This window comes from Prosthecochloris sp. (genome assembly GCA_015482705.2).
In the GTDB taxonomy this organism is placed as follows: domain Bacteria; phylum Bacteroidota; class Chlorobiia; order Chlorobiales; family Chlorobiaceae; genus Prosthecochloris.
The window spans coordinates 64,298-81,186 of the sequence record JADMLA020000040.1; the positions used below are offsets into that span (position 1 = coordinate 64,298).

A 16,889-nucleotide genomic window follows, 5' to 3' on the forward strand; every position below is an offset into this window, starting at 1 on the left:
TTCGGGGGTATCACTTTTAGTCGACAAGCGGATCGGTGCCGATGGTGACGGTGGCTGATGAGGAGACGAGTATGACGAAGCTACATTGCTATGTACATGTTCCTTTCTGCCGTGAACGGTGCAGTTACTGTGATTTTTTCCTTGTAACGAGACAGGATCTTCTCGGTCGCTTTTTTTCGGCGCTTCATTCGGAATCCTCGGAGCGTCTCGCTGCTTTGCGGGGAAGTACCGTTCACTCCGTTCATTTCGGAGGAGGAACTCCTTCGTCGGTTCCCGTTGCCTACCTGAAAAACTGGTTCGAAACACTTTCGCGACATGTTTCGTTGAGTGATGACGCAGAAATTACCCTTGAAGCCAACCCTGAGGATCTCACCAATGAAAAACTTCAAGAACTGGCAGCTTTGGGCGTGAATAGGCTCAGTATCGGTGTTCAGTCTTTCATTCCCGAAAAGCTTCGGGCATTGGGGCGCTTGCACTCGGCTGAAGAGGCCTTACGGGTGACAGATGATGCAATGAAGCTGCTCGGTAATGTCAGCGTCGACCTTATTTGCGGTGTCGAAGGGGAGGATCCGGATATTTGGGAACGGGACCTGTATACCGCTATATCCCGCGGTCTGCCTCATGTGTCCGTTTACATGCTTACCCTTGAAAAAAAGACGAGGCTTGAAAATCTTGTAAGAAGAGGTCTTGTTACTCTTCCTGATGAGAGCGTTCAGGCTGATATGTATATGATGGCTTGTGAACTGCTCGAAGCTGAAGGTTTCAAGCATTATGAGGTTTCGAATTTTTCAAAACCGGGATTCTTTTCCCGTTATAATCTGGGATGCTGGCAAAGGGAATCGTATCTTGGTTTCGGCCCTTCCGCGCATAGTTTTCTTGTTTCCGGAGACCATGAGTTGCGAAGCGCGAATGTGAGCAGTATGATCCGCTACATGACGTCCCCATATGAAGCGCAGGAGTACTGTGAAATGCTTTCCTGTGCAGAGAGGATCAATGAAAAAATTTTTCTTTCCCTGCGTCTTTCATCCGGGCTCGAACTTGTGGATTTGATGCGGTATCACGATGGAAGCAGTGTTGTCGTGGAAAATGTGGATCAGCTTAAAAAACAGGGGTTGATCGAGATTCGCGATGGTGTGATAAAGGTTTCTCGCAAAGGCTTCTTGTTTGCCGACAGGGTGGCCGAAGAGCTGCTGCCGGCTTGGAAGCGGGATTGATTGTTCGCCCTTGTCTGTTGTTATGGTTGTTAACTTTTGATTTTTCTTTTTCGCTGTTGAATATGGATCACAAGACGGTACATCGCGGCATAGCCGTAACGCTGTTTCTCTTGGCCGAAGCTGTTTATCTGATGACCATGGCTCCCACGCTCTCTTTCTGGGACTGTGGTGAATTTATCGCAACATCGTATACTCTCGGGGTTCCCCATCCTCCGGGTGCTCCTTTGTTTCTTCTGGTTGGCAGGTTGTTTTCCATGGTCCCTTTTTTCGAGGATATCGGGGCCAGAGTCAATCTTTTGAGCACGTTATCGGCCTCGGCAACCGTCATGCTTACCTACCTGATTATTTTTCAATTGATTACCGTCTACCGCAAGAGCGACCCCCGTTCATGGGATGACTCTGGACGGCTCTCGGCCTATGGTGCTGCTCTGGTGGGAGCTCTCGCTCTTGCTTTTTCCGACAGTTTCTGGTTCAATGCGGTTGAAACGGAAGTCTACGCGCCCTCGCTCTTTTTTACCGCACTTGTTGTCTGGTTTATCCTGCGATGGTTTGGAGAGGAGTCTCAAGAGGGAAACGAACGTTGGCTGATGGCTGCGATGTACGTCATAGGCCTGTCGATAGGGGTACACCTCTTGAGTCTTCTGGCCATTTTTGCCGTCATCATGGTGTACTACTATAAAAAATACGAGGTTACAGTTGCTTCGTTCCTGGTGATGGCGGTTGCGGCATCAGGGGCTTTTCTCCTGGTTTATATCGGCATTATCAAGGGGGTGCCGATACTGATGCAGCAAGCTTCCTGGTGGGGGATAGCGATACTTCTCGGTGGGATCGTCTATGTCGTGTACGTTGCTCATATCAGAAAGTACAGGTTGCTGCATACGCTCAGTATGTCGTTGCTGCTGCTGATTGTCGGTTATACATCCTATGCACTCATCTATGTCCGTGCAAACGCTTCGCCATCCATCAACGAGAACAATCCTTCAACCGGTGAGGCTTTTTTTGCGTACCTGAACCGTGAACAATATGGTGAGTTGCCGTTGTGGCCGAGACGATGGTCGGAAGAGCCGATGCACCGGTATTTTTACCAGCAATACGAGAACGATCTCGACTATTTTTTCCGTTACCAGTTGAGCCATATGTATCTCCGGTATTTCGGGTGGCAGTTTATCGGTCGAGAAGGTGATAGTGATGGGACTGATATCGAAAGGGCTGATATCGACTGGACACAACTCTGGGCATTGCCGTTCCTTGTCGGCGTTTTCGGGATGTTTTCACACTTCCACCGTGACTGGAAGATGGGATCGGTTGTGACCGCACTGTTCATTCTCACCGGTGCGGCTCTTGTCATCTATCTCAATCAAACGGAGCCCCAGCCCAGAGAGCGTGACTACAGCTTTACGGGAAGTTTTTTTGCGTTTGCCATCTGGATCGGTATAGGTGCGGAAAACCTCATCAGGCTGATTCGCAGCATTACCATCGATGCGCAAGAAAGGAATATACTTTCGACCATCGCGTTGGGTGTTTTGCTGTTGGTGGTGGATGGCAGAATGCTCTATGCCAATTACGAGGTGCACGACCGCTCAGGAAACTACGTGCCATGGGACTGGGCGTGGAACATGCTGCAGAGCTGCGAGAAGGACGCTATACTCTTTACCAACGGTGATAACGATACCTTTCCGCTTTGGTATCTGCAGGAGGTTGAAGGTATCAGGACCGATGTCAGGGTTGTCAATCTCAGCCTCGCCAATACCGGCTGGTATCTCGACCAGTTGAAGAACACCTCGCCACACGGAGCGAAAAAAATAGCGTTCACCCTGAGCGATGAGGAGTTGGAAGGAATCGGCTTTGTTCCCGTGCAGCCGGTTGAGGTCGAGCTTCCTGCAGGTTCAGAAAAAGAGTCGCTTATCGCGGAATACCGTGCGGCAGACCTCGAGGTTCCGGAAGGAGTTGTCGATACGCTTCGATGGCAGATCAGACCTACCATTACCTATCGCGGGAGAGGGTTTCTAAGGCCACAGGACTTTGCCGTCTATCAAATTCTGATGAATAATTATGCAAAGCGTCCTATTTATTTTGCCATAACCGTCGGTCGTGATAATCTAATCGGTATTGATAACTACCTTCGTCTCGACGGGCTTGCCTATAAGGTAGTGCCGGTTGAAAACAGTGAAGAGAGGGTCTTTATCGGGACGGCAAAGCTCTGGACAAATCTCTGCAGTGTTTTTCGTTATCGCAATCTCGACAATCCGGATGTCTTCATCGAGGAAACATCCCTGAGGCTGAGCAAAAACTACAAGCCGTTGTTTTCGAGTCTTGCGGCTGTTCTTGCCGAAGAACCCGGCAGAGAAATCAACATCATCCATAACGACGGCAATATTCGCAGGGCCACCGGTAAGGAGCTGGCTCTCGAAGCGCTGGATACATCGCAGGAAATGCTACCCCTCGAGCGTTTCGAATTGGATCCGGGGATTGCCGCATCAGTAGTTGCACTGTATGTTTCGCTAGGTGAAAAGGACAAAACGGATCGATATATTGTTTATCTTGAAAGGCTTGCGGGGAATACCGCTTTGCGTGAAGATCCTCAGCTTCACTATGCTCTTGCCCTTGCGTTACGTGAGGTTGGCCGAACCGGTGAATCCGCAGCGATTTTGGATACGCTTTTCAAGGAGATCGATGAAAGCAAAATTGAATTACCGAATCAATAAAACAGCTATTGATGGAACGTTGTATACATTCGACAGCCGTTATCGGGTCGAAGGCTGAAATCGGCCAGGGAGTTACGGTCGGCCCTTATGCGGTTATCGAAGATGATGTAGTAATCGGTGACAACACCGAGATCGGTCCTCACGTGCATATAGCCGATGGTGCGCGTTTGGGAAAAGAGTGCAAGGTTTTTGCCGGGGCGGTTCTTTCCACCGTTCCCCAGGATTTGAAGTTCGAGGGTGAGAAAACATATCTCCATGTTGGGGACCGTACCGTTATCAGAGAGTATGTGACTTTGAACAGGGGAACCAGGGCAAGCGGTAAAACCGTTGTCGGTTCAGATAATCTTATCATGGCTTATGTTCATGCCGGTCATGACTGCATCATTGGGAACCATGTCATTATCGCCAACTCCGTTCAGTTCGGAGGTCATTGCGAGGTTGAAGATTATGCTGTTGTCGGAGGACTTGCAGGAGTGCATCAGTTTGTACGCATCGGAAAGTATGCTATGGTAGGTGGAATATCCAGGGCTTCACTCGATGTGCCGCCCTATGTCATGGCTGGCGGCCATGAGAGCTTCCGTTTTGAAGGGCTGAACATGGTTGGGCTTAGAAGAAGAGGTTTTTCATCAGAGCAGATCGACATGATCAGGCGTGTTTACAGGATTATTTTCCAGTCGGGGCTGCTTCTCGGCAATGCTCTTGAAAAAGTCGAAACGGAGTGTGAACGTACCCCTGAAGTGGAGGAGGTGTTACATTTTTTCGATACAAGTACCGCGAAAAGAAAGTATATCAGGCCGTTCAAATCATGAACAAACCGTCTGGGTGAAAATGAGGAGGGTAGCGATATATGCAACGTTGGGCGCTTGGGATAGACTTGGGAGGAACGGCGGTCAAACTTGCCGTGATTGAAGAAAATGGTGAAATGTTGGATCATCAACGGCATCCAACACGGGTGGACGCAGGACCGGAAGGGATTGTCGAGCATATCGCATCGCTCGGGTTCTCGATGTACGATCGTTTCAAAAAAAGACTTGACGAAAATCTGTTTGCCGGAATCGGGCTTGGTGCTCCTGGAGCGGTGGATACCGTGAAAGGGACGTTAAGCTACCCGCCGAATTTGCCAGGGTGGGAGCGATACCCGCTGAAAAGCCGGCTGCAGAGGATGCTTGCCGATACGTATTCGCTTGACAGTTCGCTTATCCTCGAAAATGATGCCAATATTGCGGCTTGCGGGGAGGCGGTGTTTGGGGCAGGGAGGATGTTCGATGATTTTATGATGATCACTCTCGGAACGGGAGTCGGTAGTGGAATTATTCTTGATCGAAAACTCTATCGTGGCCCTTGCGGCACGGCTGGTGAGATAGGAGCGATGACAGTCGATTACAACAGTCAGAGTGTTCATGTCGGTATACGGGGTTCGATAGAAAGTCTTATCGGTAAAAAGCGTATTGTTTCCATGGGGATCGATAGGTATCGATGCAACGAAAGGAGCGAAAAGGCCGAAACGTTTCACGGAAAAGAATTACGCGATCTTTCGCCGAGAACTCTTGAAAAAGCTGCGCATCATGGAGATACTGTCGCCAAGGAGGTTTGGGAAAGGGTTGGTAAGATACTTGGAATCGGTCTCGCAGGTGTTGTCGCGCTGATGGATATCCGTAAGTTCGTCATTGGCGGAGGGATTTCCGGTGCTGGTGATTTGATTTTTTCTCCCGCGTTCGGACAGATGAAAGCAGCGACACTTCCTTCGATGCACGACGGGATGGAGATTGTTCCGGCTTCACTTGGCAACAAAGCAGGGGTCTACGGTGCGGCCGCTCGTTGTTTTTCTTCTATTGAATGAGACTGTCGAAATGCTTGACGAGGTACTCCATATTTTCTATCCCCGGATTTGTGCGGGGTGTGATGCGCTGCTTGCAGAGGGTGAGCGGGAGATCTGTCGTGATTGTATCGTCTCTTTCGACAGATTTTCAGATGCTGAAGCTGCGGACCGTGCAGTAAAGAACGTGTTCATGCATAACTTTGCAGCCGGTGACATCCCTCAAAAGGCGGTGACTCTCTACCGGTTTCATAAAAACGACAGGCTCCGTAAGGTTATTCATGCAATGAAATACGAGGGAGTGTATCGACTCGGCAGCCTGTTCGGAACGCTTCTCGCTGAAATGATCGGGGGTTCGCTGATTGCAGGCCACTGCGACTGTATCGTTCCGGTGCCTCTCCACAAATTGAAGGTAATCGAACGAACCTACAATCAGTCTGAGATTATAGCCCGTTCACTCGGGGCTGCCCTTGGAAAAGATGTTCGTGTTGATCTTGTGACGCGAACAAAATATACCGAGTCTCAGGCGGGATTGTCGCCGCGTGAAAGGCTGCGAAATGTCGGGAATGCTTTTGCTCCATCGGGCAATGCCGTGCCGGAAAATATTCTGCTTGTCGATGACGTGCTCACGACCGGATCGACAGTCGCTGCAGTCATGCAGTCCCTCAAATCCGCAGGAGCGTCGAACATATCTCTTGCAACCATAGCGCTTGCTGCTTGAAACTCTCATGGCCGATATGGATCTTTTTTATACACCTTCCCACAGTATTGATCTCACAGGGGGAACTCTTCTCGTTGAAGGGGAAGAGTATTTTCATATGACAAAAGTTCTTAGAAAAAAAGAGGGAGAAACCGTTCATTTTACCGACGGGGACGGGCTTTCGATAACGGCTGAGATTACGAAAATCCGCCGTGACGGCTTGTCTGCAGTCATTATTTCTGAAGAACGAGTAGCCCCTCCGACGACAAAAGTGACGGTTGCCATGTCGCTTCTGAAATCGTCTCAGAGGTTTGACTTTTTCCTTGAAAAGGCTACCGAACTTGGCGTTAGTGGCATCATACCCATGGTAACCGACCGAACGGTTTCACAGCCGAAAGCTGAAAAAGTCGACAAGAAGCTGCAACGATGGAAAAAGATTCTTGTTTCTGCTTCGCTTCAGACAAAAAGGTATCATCTTCCTGAGATCACCAAACCTCTTTTGTTCAATGAGGTGTTGGGTCTCGGGGGATATGATGTAAAACTGATTTCCTACGAGTTGTCCGATGCAGCGCCCAGGGCATCATTTACGGGAAAAAATGTGTTGTTTATTGTTGGTGGTGAAGGCGGATTTACTGAAGAGGAGGTACGGTGTTCCTGCAAGAGGGGTTTTGATGAAATATCGTTCGGTCACTCGATTCTTCGTGCGGAGACAGCTGGTGTTTTCGCCGTTGCCATGGTCCGTTCGCAGGTTCTGGCGAACGGGGCTCAGGGTGAGTGGCTGTGAAGAGAGGTTGCGAATCATTTTTCTGACGGGATGAAACTATGCAAAAAACAATACTCAACAATATCATACTCCTGCTCTTTGTACTGGTGATTTCAGCGATTTTCGTGACCATGGTTTACAATTTTCTCATGGTCATTCTCATTGCAGCCATTTTTTCCGGACTAGCAATGCCATTGTACCGATGGTTCGAACGCCTTTTCAAAGGAAAGAAGAGTCTGAGTGCGGCCATGACACTGTTGGCCATAGCGATCATTCTGATATTTCCGTTACTTGCCCTGCTCGGCATCATTGCCGGACAGGCTATCATAGTGAGCCGTTCTGTCGGCCCCTGGATCGAACAGCGTCTTGAAGAACCGGTGGCGTTACCTGATATTATCGAATCACTTCCTTATTCCGAAACGATCATAGAATACAGCGATGAGATTCTGCAGCGTCTCGGTGAGCTGGTTGGCAAGATGAGTTCTTTTCTTTTCGAAAATATCTCTTCTTTCACTCTCTCGACTGTGCATACGCTCTTCATGATGTTCGTGTTCTTTTATACCATGTTTTTTTTCCTTCGGGACGGTAGGATGTTCCTCGAAAAAATTCTCTATTACCTTCCTCTCAGCGAACGCGATCAGTTACGTATGCTCGATAAGTTCACCTCGGTAACGGGAGCCACTATCAGAGGGACTTTTGTCATCGGTATTATTCAGGGGACTCTTGCCGGAATTGCTTTGGGGATCGCCGGTATAGATAGTGCAGTGTTTTGGGGTGCGGTCATGACGGTGCTGTCGATTATACCAGTGATAGGATCAGGGCTTGTATGGGGACCTGCGGCTATTTTTCTCTATGCAACAGGAGAGTATATCGCAGCAACAGGTCTTTTACTTTTCTGCGGCCTGCTTGTCAGCAGCATCGATAATGTTTTACGGCCTATACTTGTCGGAAGAGACACCAAAATGCACGAACTTCTGATCTTTTTCGGGACTTTCGGCGGGCTCAGCCTTTTTGGTATCGCAGGGTTTATTGTCGGTCCTGTCATCGCCGCCCTGTTTATCACTGTCTGGGAGATTTACGGCGAGACGTTCAAGGAATACCTCAAATCGTTGAAAAATCCCGATCCGTGTCGTGATAGCGAGGCAGGTGAAAACCCGTTGGAGTGAAAAACGATATTGTCAGGCTTCATTTGCTTTTTTACATTGAATGAATTGATGAACTGAGCAGTTGTGATAATTGATAGATTCTGAAAATTTGATGATGACGTGAAGGGCCATGAGGCAGTCTTTAACAGTGTTCATTATTTCCCTTTTCCTCCTGGTTACGGGTTTGTTGTCAGCAGCGTCGCCTTTTTCTTATGCGAAGCCGAGCCCTGCTGAACGGGACAGCCTGAATTTCGAGCAGGAAATCAACTCGTACATCCTCAAGGACATGAACACATCGAAAGTGCTTATGTCCAAAAATTCCAAAAAACGCATACAGCCGGCGAGTCTTACGAAAATATTGACCGCGATCATTGCGATTGAAAGTGGAAAGCTCGGCAGTGTCGTCATAATTCCGGAAGAAGCGACGAATGTTGAGCCAACCAAGGCCGGTTTTGATCCGGGAGAGAAAATCCGGCTTGTGGATCTGGTCAAGGCTTCGATGGTCCGTTCAAGCAATGATGCGGCGTTTGCTATTGCGTACTACCTTGGCGGCAGCGTCGAAGGATTTGCTGGTATAATGAACCGTAAGGCGAAGGAAATAGGCATGAAGCACTCACATTTCACCAACCCTGCAGGTTATGACCGGGATGTGTACGCAGGGCATTACTCGACGGCGGGTGATCTGCTTCTGCTTACCGAATATGCTATCGGCAACGAAATTTTCAACCGTGTCGTTGCACTTGATTCCGTTTCGTTTTTTGAACAGGAAACAAAGAAAAAGTACTTTCTCAAATCGAGTAACAAGCTTCTCGAAAACTATCCTTATGCCGTAGGTATCAAGACCGGTTATACTCTTAGGGCAGGAAGATGCCTCATTGCCAGAGCCAAAAGGGATAAAAAGGACATGGTTCTTGTTATGCTCAAAGCGGGGAAAAAACGTTGGGAGCTTGCAGAAAGGATGTTTGAACAGGCTTTTGCCGAGAGTCAAAAGAAGAAGGTTTCTTACCGCCCGGACGGGAGTGAGGATGTCCGGCCCCTGATACTTAAAGGCGGTGCGCTTCAGTGAAAAAAACATGGTTTGATGGGGTGAAAGGGAGCTCGATGGCCAGTTGGCTTGAGAACGACATTGCAGAAAAAATATGCCGCCCCGTGAAAATCAAATCTCCGTTTTACGGTGCGGCAGGGCATGTTACCATAGAGCTAGCCGGTATATAAACGCTCTCTTTGAACAGCGTTTATCAGTTATCGACACGGACGGCGTCTTCGGTGGAGAAAAAGAACGAGGATTCGATTCCGGCGTTTTCGTCAGAGTCCGAACCATGGACAATGTTCTCGCCTTTGCTGTCCGCATAGAGTTTACGGATGGTGCCTTCTGTAGCTTCTGCCGGGTCGGTCGCTCCGATAAGTTTACGGAAATCTTCGACGGCATTTTCCTTTTCGAGAATCATCGGTACGCATGGCCCGGAAGACATGAATTCGACAAGTTCCCCGTAAAATGGTCGTTCGCGGTGTACAGCATAAAATGCACCGGCTGTTTCTGTTGTCAGCTTTGTTTTTTTCATGGCGACAATACGAAACCCTGCACGTTCGATTTTATCGATTACTGCACCGATAAGCTGTTTACGAACACAATCTGGTTTGAGAATGGTTAGTGTTCTTTCCATTGGAATGTCTGTTTAATTGTCTGTTTAATGGATACTGTGCGTCTGTACCTGTGCGAAAATACGTAATGTCGGTTGAATTTGAAAGGGAGAACTGTACCGATATTCAGGGGCGCCTGATACCGTGGTTTGTTTTACGTTCAGGTATCGTTTTGCGCCCCGTGATCGAAGAGTACCAGAATTTTACCGACTCGTTGTCCATCCATTTTGATGACCTTGAAAAGCATATTCTGCCACTCGAGGGTATCCATTACAGAAGGGACTTTTTCAAGCTTTGTCATAAGAAACCCGCCCATGGTATCATAACGGGGGTCTTCTTCATCGAGGAAATTATCGAGATCGAATTCTGTGATAAAGTCGTCTACCGGTAGAAGCCCATCGATAATCCAGGTTCGCTGGCTTCTGCGCACAATTTTTTTCGTGCCTTCGAGGTCGTCCGCAGGAATATCTCCGACGATGCTTTCAAGCACGTCGGTAAGTGTGATTGCTCCTTGTACAAATCCCTGTTCATCTATTACCAATGCAAGATGCGCCCTGTTTTCCTTGAAAAGCTCGAGTACCTGAAATGCTGGGACTGATTCAGGGACGAACAGCGGCGGTTTCATTGCCGTACGGATGGTCGCTTTGAGGTTGCCTGGTTTGAGCAACTGTTTGTTTACCAGATCGAGCGAGCGCACAACACCTCTGAGATTATCGAGGCTTCCTTCGGCAACGGGAAACCGCGAACGTCCGCTTGCCTGCATTTTGGAGATCAATTCCTCGTCGGTGGCATTGAGGTCGAGCCATTCGATCTCGCTTTTCGGGGTCATCATGGAGCTGGCTCGTTTATCGCTCAACCGGAAAATTCTCGAAACCATCTCGTATTCGACTGACTCGAAAACTCCTTTCTTTGCACCTTGTTTTATCATCAGCATCACTTCTTCATCGCTCACGAGAGGCTTCTCGGTATTTTTTATGCCGATGATTTTCAGAACGATATTCGTCGATCCGTTGATAAGGCTGACCACAGGTGCACTTATCCGGCAGAGGATATCGATAACTCGTGCAATGTTGAGCGCTATCTGCTCGGGATGTTGCAGCGCGATTTTTTTCGGTGCGAGTTCACCGATGATCAGGGTGAAATAGGTGACACTCACGACGACCAGGCCAAGAGCCAGTTCCTCACTGTATGGTTCGAGGGGTTCGATTCCTGAAATGAGCTCTGAGACGGGACCGGAAAAGCTTACACCGCTGAATGCACCGGCAAGTGTACCGATGAGAGTGATGCCTACCTGTATGGCGGAGAGGAATTTACCGGGGTTGTCAAGCAGTTCGAGAACAAGCGTAGCTCGGGCTATACCGGCTTCGCGCAACTCATGTAGTTTGGTTTCCCTTGAAGAAATAATCGCAAATTCAGCCATCGAAAAGAAACCGTTCGCTAAAATCAGGCCGAATAATATAAAGAGTTCTAATATATCAGAATCCATATTGATGGCACGAAGGTGCCTGGGGATAAAAAGTCTAAAAGTTATGTCTTTACTGAATTGGACAGCTGTTGGCATGCGACCGGTCCGCGGTGCGCTGAAAAATCAGGTGCTCAATTACAGGTAAATGTATTAATTAGAAAAGATAGGTAAAAAATCCCCAATGGAAACATATTGTAAAGTCGACGACAACAGTCGTTTTGCTTGAGTTCTATTGTGGGAAGTTGGATTGTCGTGATTCATTGTTCATGCATGAAAATATAGCTAAACTTTACACAATTCGTAAGATATAAACCTGAGCCGAAAATCGAACAATATAATGAATACGACCGTTGGTATCATACGTCATATCGTCCTAGTATCCGTAGTTTTTGTTGCCGCAGCATGTGCAAAATCCGAAAAGGAGCCGGCAGGTGAAGGAAGGACTGTATTGTACGAGAAGGCGGCTGTCCATGCTGCGAATCATGATTATGAAAAAGCGCTTGAATTACTGAACAAAGGGCTTGCTCGAGATACACTGGACGGCTTTTCGCCTGAAACCGCCGAAGTGTTGAACCGCAAGAGTGTCATAGAAGCGTTGACGGGAGACTATTTCGATGCTCTCGCCTCTCATGAGGTCATTGAACAACGGTGTAAAGGGATGCTCGCCGATAGTGTCGAGGCAGAACGAATCCGCAGGAAAGCGCTACTTCTTTCTGAACTCGGTGAGTTTTCCGAAGCGGAAAAGGCTTTGATGAAAATCTCTGCAATGAGTGTTCAGGATTCACTGAAGCTTGCTTTTTTCCAGATTCAGGCTGGAGAGTACGAGAAAGCTTTTGCCTTGTACAAAGGAGTGAGCGGTAACACCGATCCGCTCATTTCGCTGCAGGCATATACAGGGATGCTCGAGCTGAGTCTCGATGAGTCGTTCGAAAAGCCTGAAGCACCTTCCTTCTATGTACATAAATCTATCGGACTTGCAAGGAGGTTGCTCGATGGGGAGCGGAAAGGAACGGAAATGGCGGAGGCGCTTGCCCTGCGCCGAACGGCGATGTTGCTCGAGATGTTTCCTGCTCATGTCGAGAATGCGAGCTATCTTTATTTCAAGGCACTTGCACGAGCCCGTCTTGCAGGTGAAGAAAGACTTGTTCAGTTACTGGATTTCGAATCCAACGCTGTTCTGGCCAATAATCCTGAGGTCTACGCACGCACGCTCGATTACTTTGAAAGAAACAATATGCCGCTTGCGAAAATGGTCGTTCTGTTGAAACAGGGGACCAGGTCGAAAATGGATGACGCTGAAAAAATAAAAGCATTGAAAAAAGGATTGAGCATCTACCAGTATCAACATGCTCCATATCCTGGTTATGCCATTGATGAGCTTTTCGACCGCTCGACCGAAACATTGGTGGAATTGCTGCTGAGTAAAGGCAGGTACGCCGAGGCTTTTGAATATGATGAACTCAAAAAGCTGTATGTGTTAAAACAAACGGTACTCCATAATTATGATTCTTTAGAACTGTCCGGTAAGCATGAAAAGCTCGCTTTCCAAGTCGAAAGGTTGGGGCTGGAGCTAAGTGCGTTGCTGCAGCGATCGATGAATTGTTTTGAATCGGGTCGTGGATATGACAAACATGCGGTGACAATCGATGCAATCAACAAAAAACGGGGGCGGTTTTACGAAAAACTCGGTGCGTTACGCAGTGTTTCACCTTTGCACGCGGAACGGTTGGTGCTGACTCCCGTTACGCTGAGAACGGTTCAGCAGACGCTCGATGACAACCACGCTGTGTTGAAAATTATCGAGGGGAAGCACTGGTGTACGGTGTTTCTGGTGCAAAACGGTAATGTTGACGTTTCGAGGCGGAAAATCAATGCAACGCATTACCGGTCCAGACTGGGGCTTTTGACGGAACGTCTTGCAATGAGTGCAGGAACCGGTATTATCCCTCTTGCAAGAGACCCTGAGCGGCTGTGGCTGACTGACCTTTTGATCAAGCCATATACAGGCCGCCTGCAGGATATGGAACGATTGACGGTAATCGCAGGTGAACCGGTTCCTGCCCATTTGCTGGGGAACAATCGGTTTCTCGTTCGGGATTTTCCGGTGTCGTGGATTTACTCGGCAAACGAGCTTGTTTATCAGGCTTCTCTGAAGGAAGAAAATGATATCGAAGGTGAGTTTGCATTTTATGGTGTCGAAAAGTATCGAGATGCCCTGGAACGGAAATTAACGCATCCTCGTCAGGCCGTTTTCTTGCTTTGGAAACATTTTTCCGATGCAGAGCTTGACGAAATACGGGTGTTGCTTACACTGTCTTTGCAACAGGGGGGAGATCCTTCCGGTATGCTGCATCAACTGGTGCAAAACAAGCAAGCTGAAAGTGAGCAGTGGTTTTATGTATCCGAATATGGGATGAGATGAACGACGACCGAGGCCTTCGTGATTGAAGCTAATGTATGAAAGTCCATGACGATCTGGTCGGGGTGCAGTCGTGGAGGCAACTGTAAATTATTGTTAATTCAATTGTCATGATGGCTTAATTTTTGTAAACTAAAAAAATTGAGCGTTTTGGGTGGTTCAGAAGAATTCAACGGATGACATAAATCACGTGCGTGTCATGGCGGATGGAGCGACATTCGGTTCTGCAAGCGACTTGCTGGTAAGCAAGCTCATTTTGGCCAGAAAAGAGAAGGGGCTTTCTCTTGAGGAACTCAGTGCCGAGACGAGAATAAAGAAGGACCACCTGGAAAAAATCGAGGCGGGGAACTTGACGTTTTTACCTGCTGCATACGTATACGCTTTTCTGAAGGAATATGCCCAGGCCCTCGATATATATGACAGTGACCTTATAGAGCGTTGCAGGGATGAACTCAGTATTCCTACCGATCTCAAAATCAGCCAGGTTGATGAACCGGTAGAGGACGAACAGAATGACGGGAATGGGGAGCGCCTTTCAGGCATGTTCGGCGCCGTTACAGCCGCTGGTGGTAAAGCTCCTGCCACTGCATTTCTTATAGGAGGTGCGGTACTCATTGTCCTTGTGTTGTTTGTCATTTCATTTTTCATGTTTTCCGGGCCTTCGGGTGATGAACAGACTGGTTCACAAAAGGGGAATGATGCTTCGGCACCTGTTGTCGAATCGCAACCGGAGTTCGGTCTGGCAGAAGCTGATTCGGTTGTCCAGGCCGATACGCTTGCAACGGTGACTGCCGATGAACGTGACGTTTCTTCCGATCTTGCCGTAATGCAGGAGAAGTGGGCACAAGGGGTATCGTTTTTACCCGAATCGTCGACATCACCCTACCAGAAAATACTGATTGTCCGGATTACCGATGATCTCAGCTGGGTAAAGATCATAGCCGATGACGGCGACATGGTCTATCCCGGTGGCCAGTTCAAGGCCGGGGAAGTGCTGCGTTATGAGGCGAAAAGGAAGTTTTGGGTCAACATTGGCCGTCCTCCTTTTGTTGAGCTGTATCTGAACGGTGAAAAAGTCCCTCCGTTTCGTAAAAGAACTGTCGTGCTGGGTGAATAGTGATTCCCGGTTTGACGCTTCGAGCTGGCTTTGTACAATTTCCTAAGTACTCAATTGATTGATTTTACCATGTTAGATTGTGTCTGGTAAAACAGGGAATTTATTGTCCGATTTATGTATTCCTTTATCAGTATTTGGTTATGTGCTTGTTTCGGTCATTAAAACGCATATGAAGTGAATGATATATCAGGAAAGGTTGTGCTTGTAACTGGGGCTGCCGGTGCGTTGGGGACTGTTGTGTCGAAAAAGTTCTTCGATAAAGGTGCTGCAGTGGCTCTTTTCGATAAGCATATCGATCTGCTTGCCAACCAGTGGCAAGATCAAGAAAGGGTGATGTATCAGGAAGTCGACCTTACGCGTGTATCCTCTGTTGAAACGTCGGTTGGCCGGGTTATGGAGCGTTTCGGACGTATTGACGCCCTGGTCAATATTGCCGGTGGTTTTACTATGGGGCACCTTGTGCATGAAGCTGCTGAAGAGACATGGGACTATATGCTCGATCTCAATGCAAAGAGTGTTTTTCTGATGACGAAAGCGGTCATTCCGTTTATGCGCAAACAGAAGAGAGGAAGTGTTGTCAATGTCTCGGCAAAAACAGCGGTGAAAGGAGGAACCGGTATCGCTCCGTATGTTGTTTCGAAGTCGGCTGTTATAAAGCTTACAGAGTGCCTCGCTGAAGAAAACCGGCAGGCAGGAATAAACGTTAACTGTGTTTTGCCCAGTATCATCGATACGCCTGCCAATCGGAAAGATATGCCGGATGCTGATTTTTCCCTTTGGGTCTCGCCGGAAGCCATAGCCGATGTTATTCTTTTTCTCGTTTCTCAGGAGTCCAGGGCTGTACATGGTGCTTCGATTCCGGTATATGGATTGAGCTGAAACGCGTCAAGACCTATCAGCCTTTCAGACGATTTTTGTGTAGGGTTGCGGTAACATTTGAATGGTTCGTCGTTAACATGAAAATTTATGACAATCTGACGGAGACAACAGGTGGTACGCCGCTTGTGGCGATACGGCGTCTGGGTGAGACCGGGCGTGCGGATATCATTGCCAAGCTCGAGTCGTTCAATCCTCTTTCCAGTGTAAAGGACAGGATAGGGGTTGCCATGATCGAGGATGCTGAACGCGAGGGAATGATTACTGAAAATACTACGATCATCGAGCCGACAAGCGGTAATACGGGTATCGCACTTGCATTTGCTTGTGCGGCGAAAGGATACAGGCTTATGTTGACTATGCCCGATACCATGAGCATCGAGAGGCGGAGACTCCTGAGAATATTCGGAGCGGAGCTTGTTCTTACGGATGGTACATTGGGTATGAAGGGTGCGATAGAAGAGGCAGAACGCCTCGTTGATACGATACCCGACAGTGTCATGCTGCAGCAGTTCAGCAACAGGTCGAATCCCGATGTTCATCGCCGAACGACGGCTGAGGAGATATGGAAGGATAGCGACGGGACGGTTGATGTTTTTGTGGCCGGGGTCGGGACAGGGGGGACGTTAACCGGGGTAGGTGAAGTGCTGAAACAACGCAAACCCGATGTGAAAATTATTGCTGTCGAGCCTGAAGATTCTCCTGTTATTTCCGGCGGGCAACCGGGTCCACATAAAATTCAGGGAATAGGGGCCGGTTTTGTTCCAGGAAATCTCAACAAGGATATCATCGATGAGGTCATTCAGGTAAAGCATGACGATGCCGGAGATATTGCCAGGAAGCTAGCTGCACAAGAAGGCATTCTTTGCGGTATTTCTTCAGGAGCTGCGATGTGGGCTGCCCTTGAAGTTGGGAAGCGGCAGGATATGCAGGGAAAAAAAATTGTTGTACTTTTGCCTGATACAGGAGAACGCTATCTTTCAACCTGGCTGTTTGCCGACGGATAACAGTTTGGTTTTACAATTTTT

14 protein-coding genes are annotated in these 16,889 nt (G+C 48.3%); 12 read left to right on the top strand and 2 right to left on the bottom strand.

Annotation, left to right across the window (positions count from 1 at the left end; translation table 11 throughout):
• Nucleotides 1-71: 71 nt before the first annotated feature.
• The 8 genes from hemW (at nucleotide 72) to QZ209_RS10430 (ending at nucleotide 9,409) form a co-directional block, all read left to right on the top strand.
• A complete protein-coding gene (gene hemW, locus QZ209_RS10395; protein ID WP_294347647.1) occupies nucleotides 72-1,214 on the top strand; it encodes a radical SAM family heme chaperone HemW in 1,143 nt (380 codons plus the stop codon).
• Between the two features lie 62 nt (nucleotides 1,215-1,276).
• A complete protein-coding gene (locus QZ209_RS10400; RefSeq protein WP_294347648.1) occupies nucleotides 1,277-3,919 on the top strand; it encodes a DUF2723 domain-containing protein in 2,643 nt (880 codons plus the stop codon).
• An 11-nt stretch (nucleotides 3,920-3,930) separates the two neighbouring features.
• A complete protein-coding gene (gene lpxA / locus QZ209_RS10405) occupies nucleotides 3,931-4,728 on the top strand; it encodes an acyl-ACP--UDP-N-acetylglucosamine O-acyltransferase (protein ID WP_294347650.1) in 798 nt (265 codons plus the stop codon).
• Nucleotides 4,729-4,766: 38 nt separating this feature from the next.
• On the top strand, nucleotides 4,767-5,759 hold the full coding sequence (locus QZ209_RS10410) for an ROK family protein (RefSeq protein ID WP_294347652.1): 993 nt from the start codon (nucleotides 4,767-4,769) through the stop codon (nucleotides 5,757-5,759).
• Nucleotides 5,760-5,769: 10 nt separating this feature from the next.
• The gene (locus QZ209_RS10415) at nucleotides 5,770-6,456 is read left to right on the top strand and encodes a ComF family protein (RefSeq protein ID WP_294347654.1); all 687 of its coding nucleotides are present in this window, start codon (nucleotides 5,770-5,772) and stop codon (nucleotides 6,454-6,456) included.
• A gap of 16 nt (nucleotides 6,457-6,472) precedes the next feature.
• Nucleotides 6,473-7,219, top strand: a complete 747-nt coding sequence (locus tag QZ209_RS10420) for a 16S rRNA (uracil(1498)-N(3))-methyltransferase (RefSeq protein ID WP_294348028.1) — start codon at nucleotides 6,473-6,475, stop codon at nucleotides 7,217-7,219.
• A 38-nt stretch (nucleotides 7,220-7,257) separates the two neighbouring features.
• Nucleotides 7,258-8,364: an AI-2E family transporter gene (locus QZ209_RS10425; protein WP_294347656.1), complete on the top strand. Its 1,107-nt coding sequence runs from the start codon at nucleotides 7,258-7,260 to the stop codon at nucleotides 8,362-8,364.
• 109 nt (nucleotides 8,365-8,473) lie between these two features.
• Nucleotides 8,474-9,409: a serine hydrolase gene (locus tag QZ209_RS10430; RefSeq protein ID WP_294347658.1), complete on the top strand. Its 936-nt coding sequence runs from the start codon at nucleotides 8,474-8,476 to the stop codon at nucleotides 9,407-9,409.
• A gap of 172 nt (nucleotides 9,410-9,581) precedes the next feature.
• On the opposite strand, the gene QZ209_RS10435 is transcribed toward QZ209_RS10430, so the two are convergent.
• A complete protein-coding gene (locus QZ209_RS10435; protein ID WP_294347660.1) occupies nucleotides 9,582-10,007 on the bottom strand; it encodes a nucleoside-diphosphate kinase in 426 nt (141 codons plus the stop codon).
• A gap of 137 nt (nucleotides 10,008-10,144) precedes the next feature.
• Nucleotides 10,145-11,470: a hemolysin family protein gene (locus QZ209_RS10440; protein WP_294347661.1), complete on the bottom strand. Its 1,326-nt coding sequence runs from the start codon at nucleotides 11,468-11,470 to the stop codon at nucleotides 10,145-10,147.
• Between the two features lie 316 nt (nucleotides 11,471-11,786).
• Between QZ209_RS10440 and QZ209_RS10445 the strand changes: the two genes are divergently transcribed.
• From QZ209_RS10445 to cysK, 4 genes are all read left to right on the top strand, one after another.
• Entirely contained in the window at nucleotides 11,787-13,871 is a 2,085-nt protein-coding gene (locus tag QZ209_RS10445; RefSeq protein WP_294347662.1) for a tetratricopeptide repeat protein, read from the top strand.
• Nucleotides 13,872-14,067: 196 nt separating this feature from the next.
• Entirely contained in the window at nucleotides 14,068-14,985 is a 918-nt protein-coding gene (locus tag QZ209_RS10450; RefSeq protein WP_294347663.1) for a helix-turn-helix domain-containing protein, read from the top strand.
• Nucleotides 14,986-15,159: 174 nt separating this feature from the next.
• Nucleotides 15,160-15,864, top strand: a complete 705-nt coding sequence (locus tag QZ209_RS10455; RefSeq protein ID WP_294347665.1) for an SDR family NAD(P)-dependent oxidoreductase — start codon at nucleotides 15,160-15,162, stop codon at nucleotides 15,862-15,864.
• Nucleotides 15,865-15,941: 77 nt separating this feature from the next.
• Complete coding sequence (gene cysK / locus QZ209_RS10460) at nucleotides 15,942-16,868, top strand: cysteine synthase A (protein ID WP_294347666.1); 927 nt, start codon at nucleotides 15,942-15,944, stop codon at nucleotides 16,866-16,868.
• The last annotated feature ends 21 nt before the right edge of the window (nucleotides 16,869-16,889 follow it).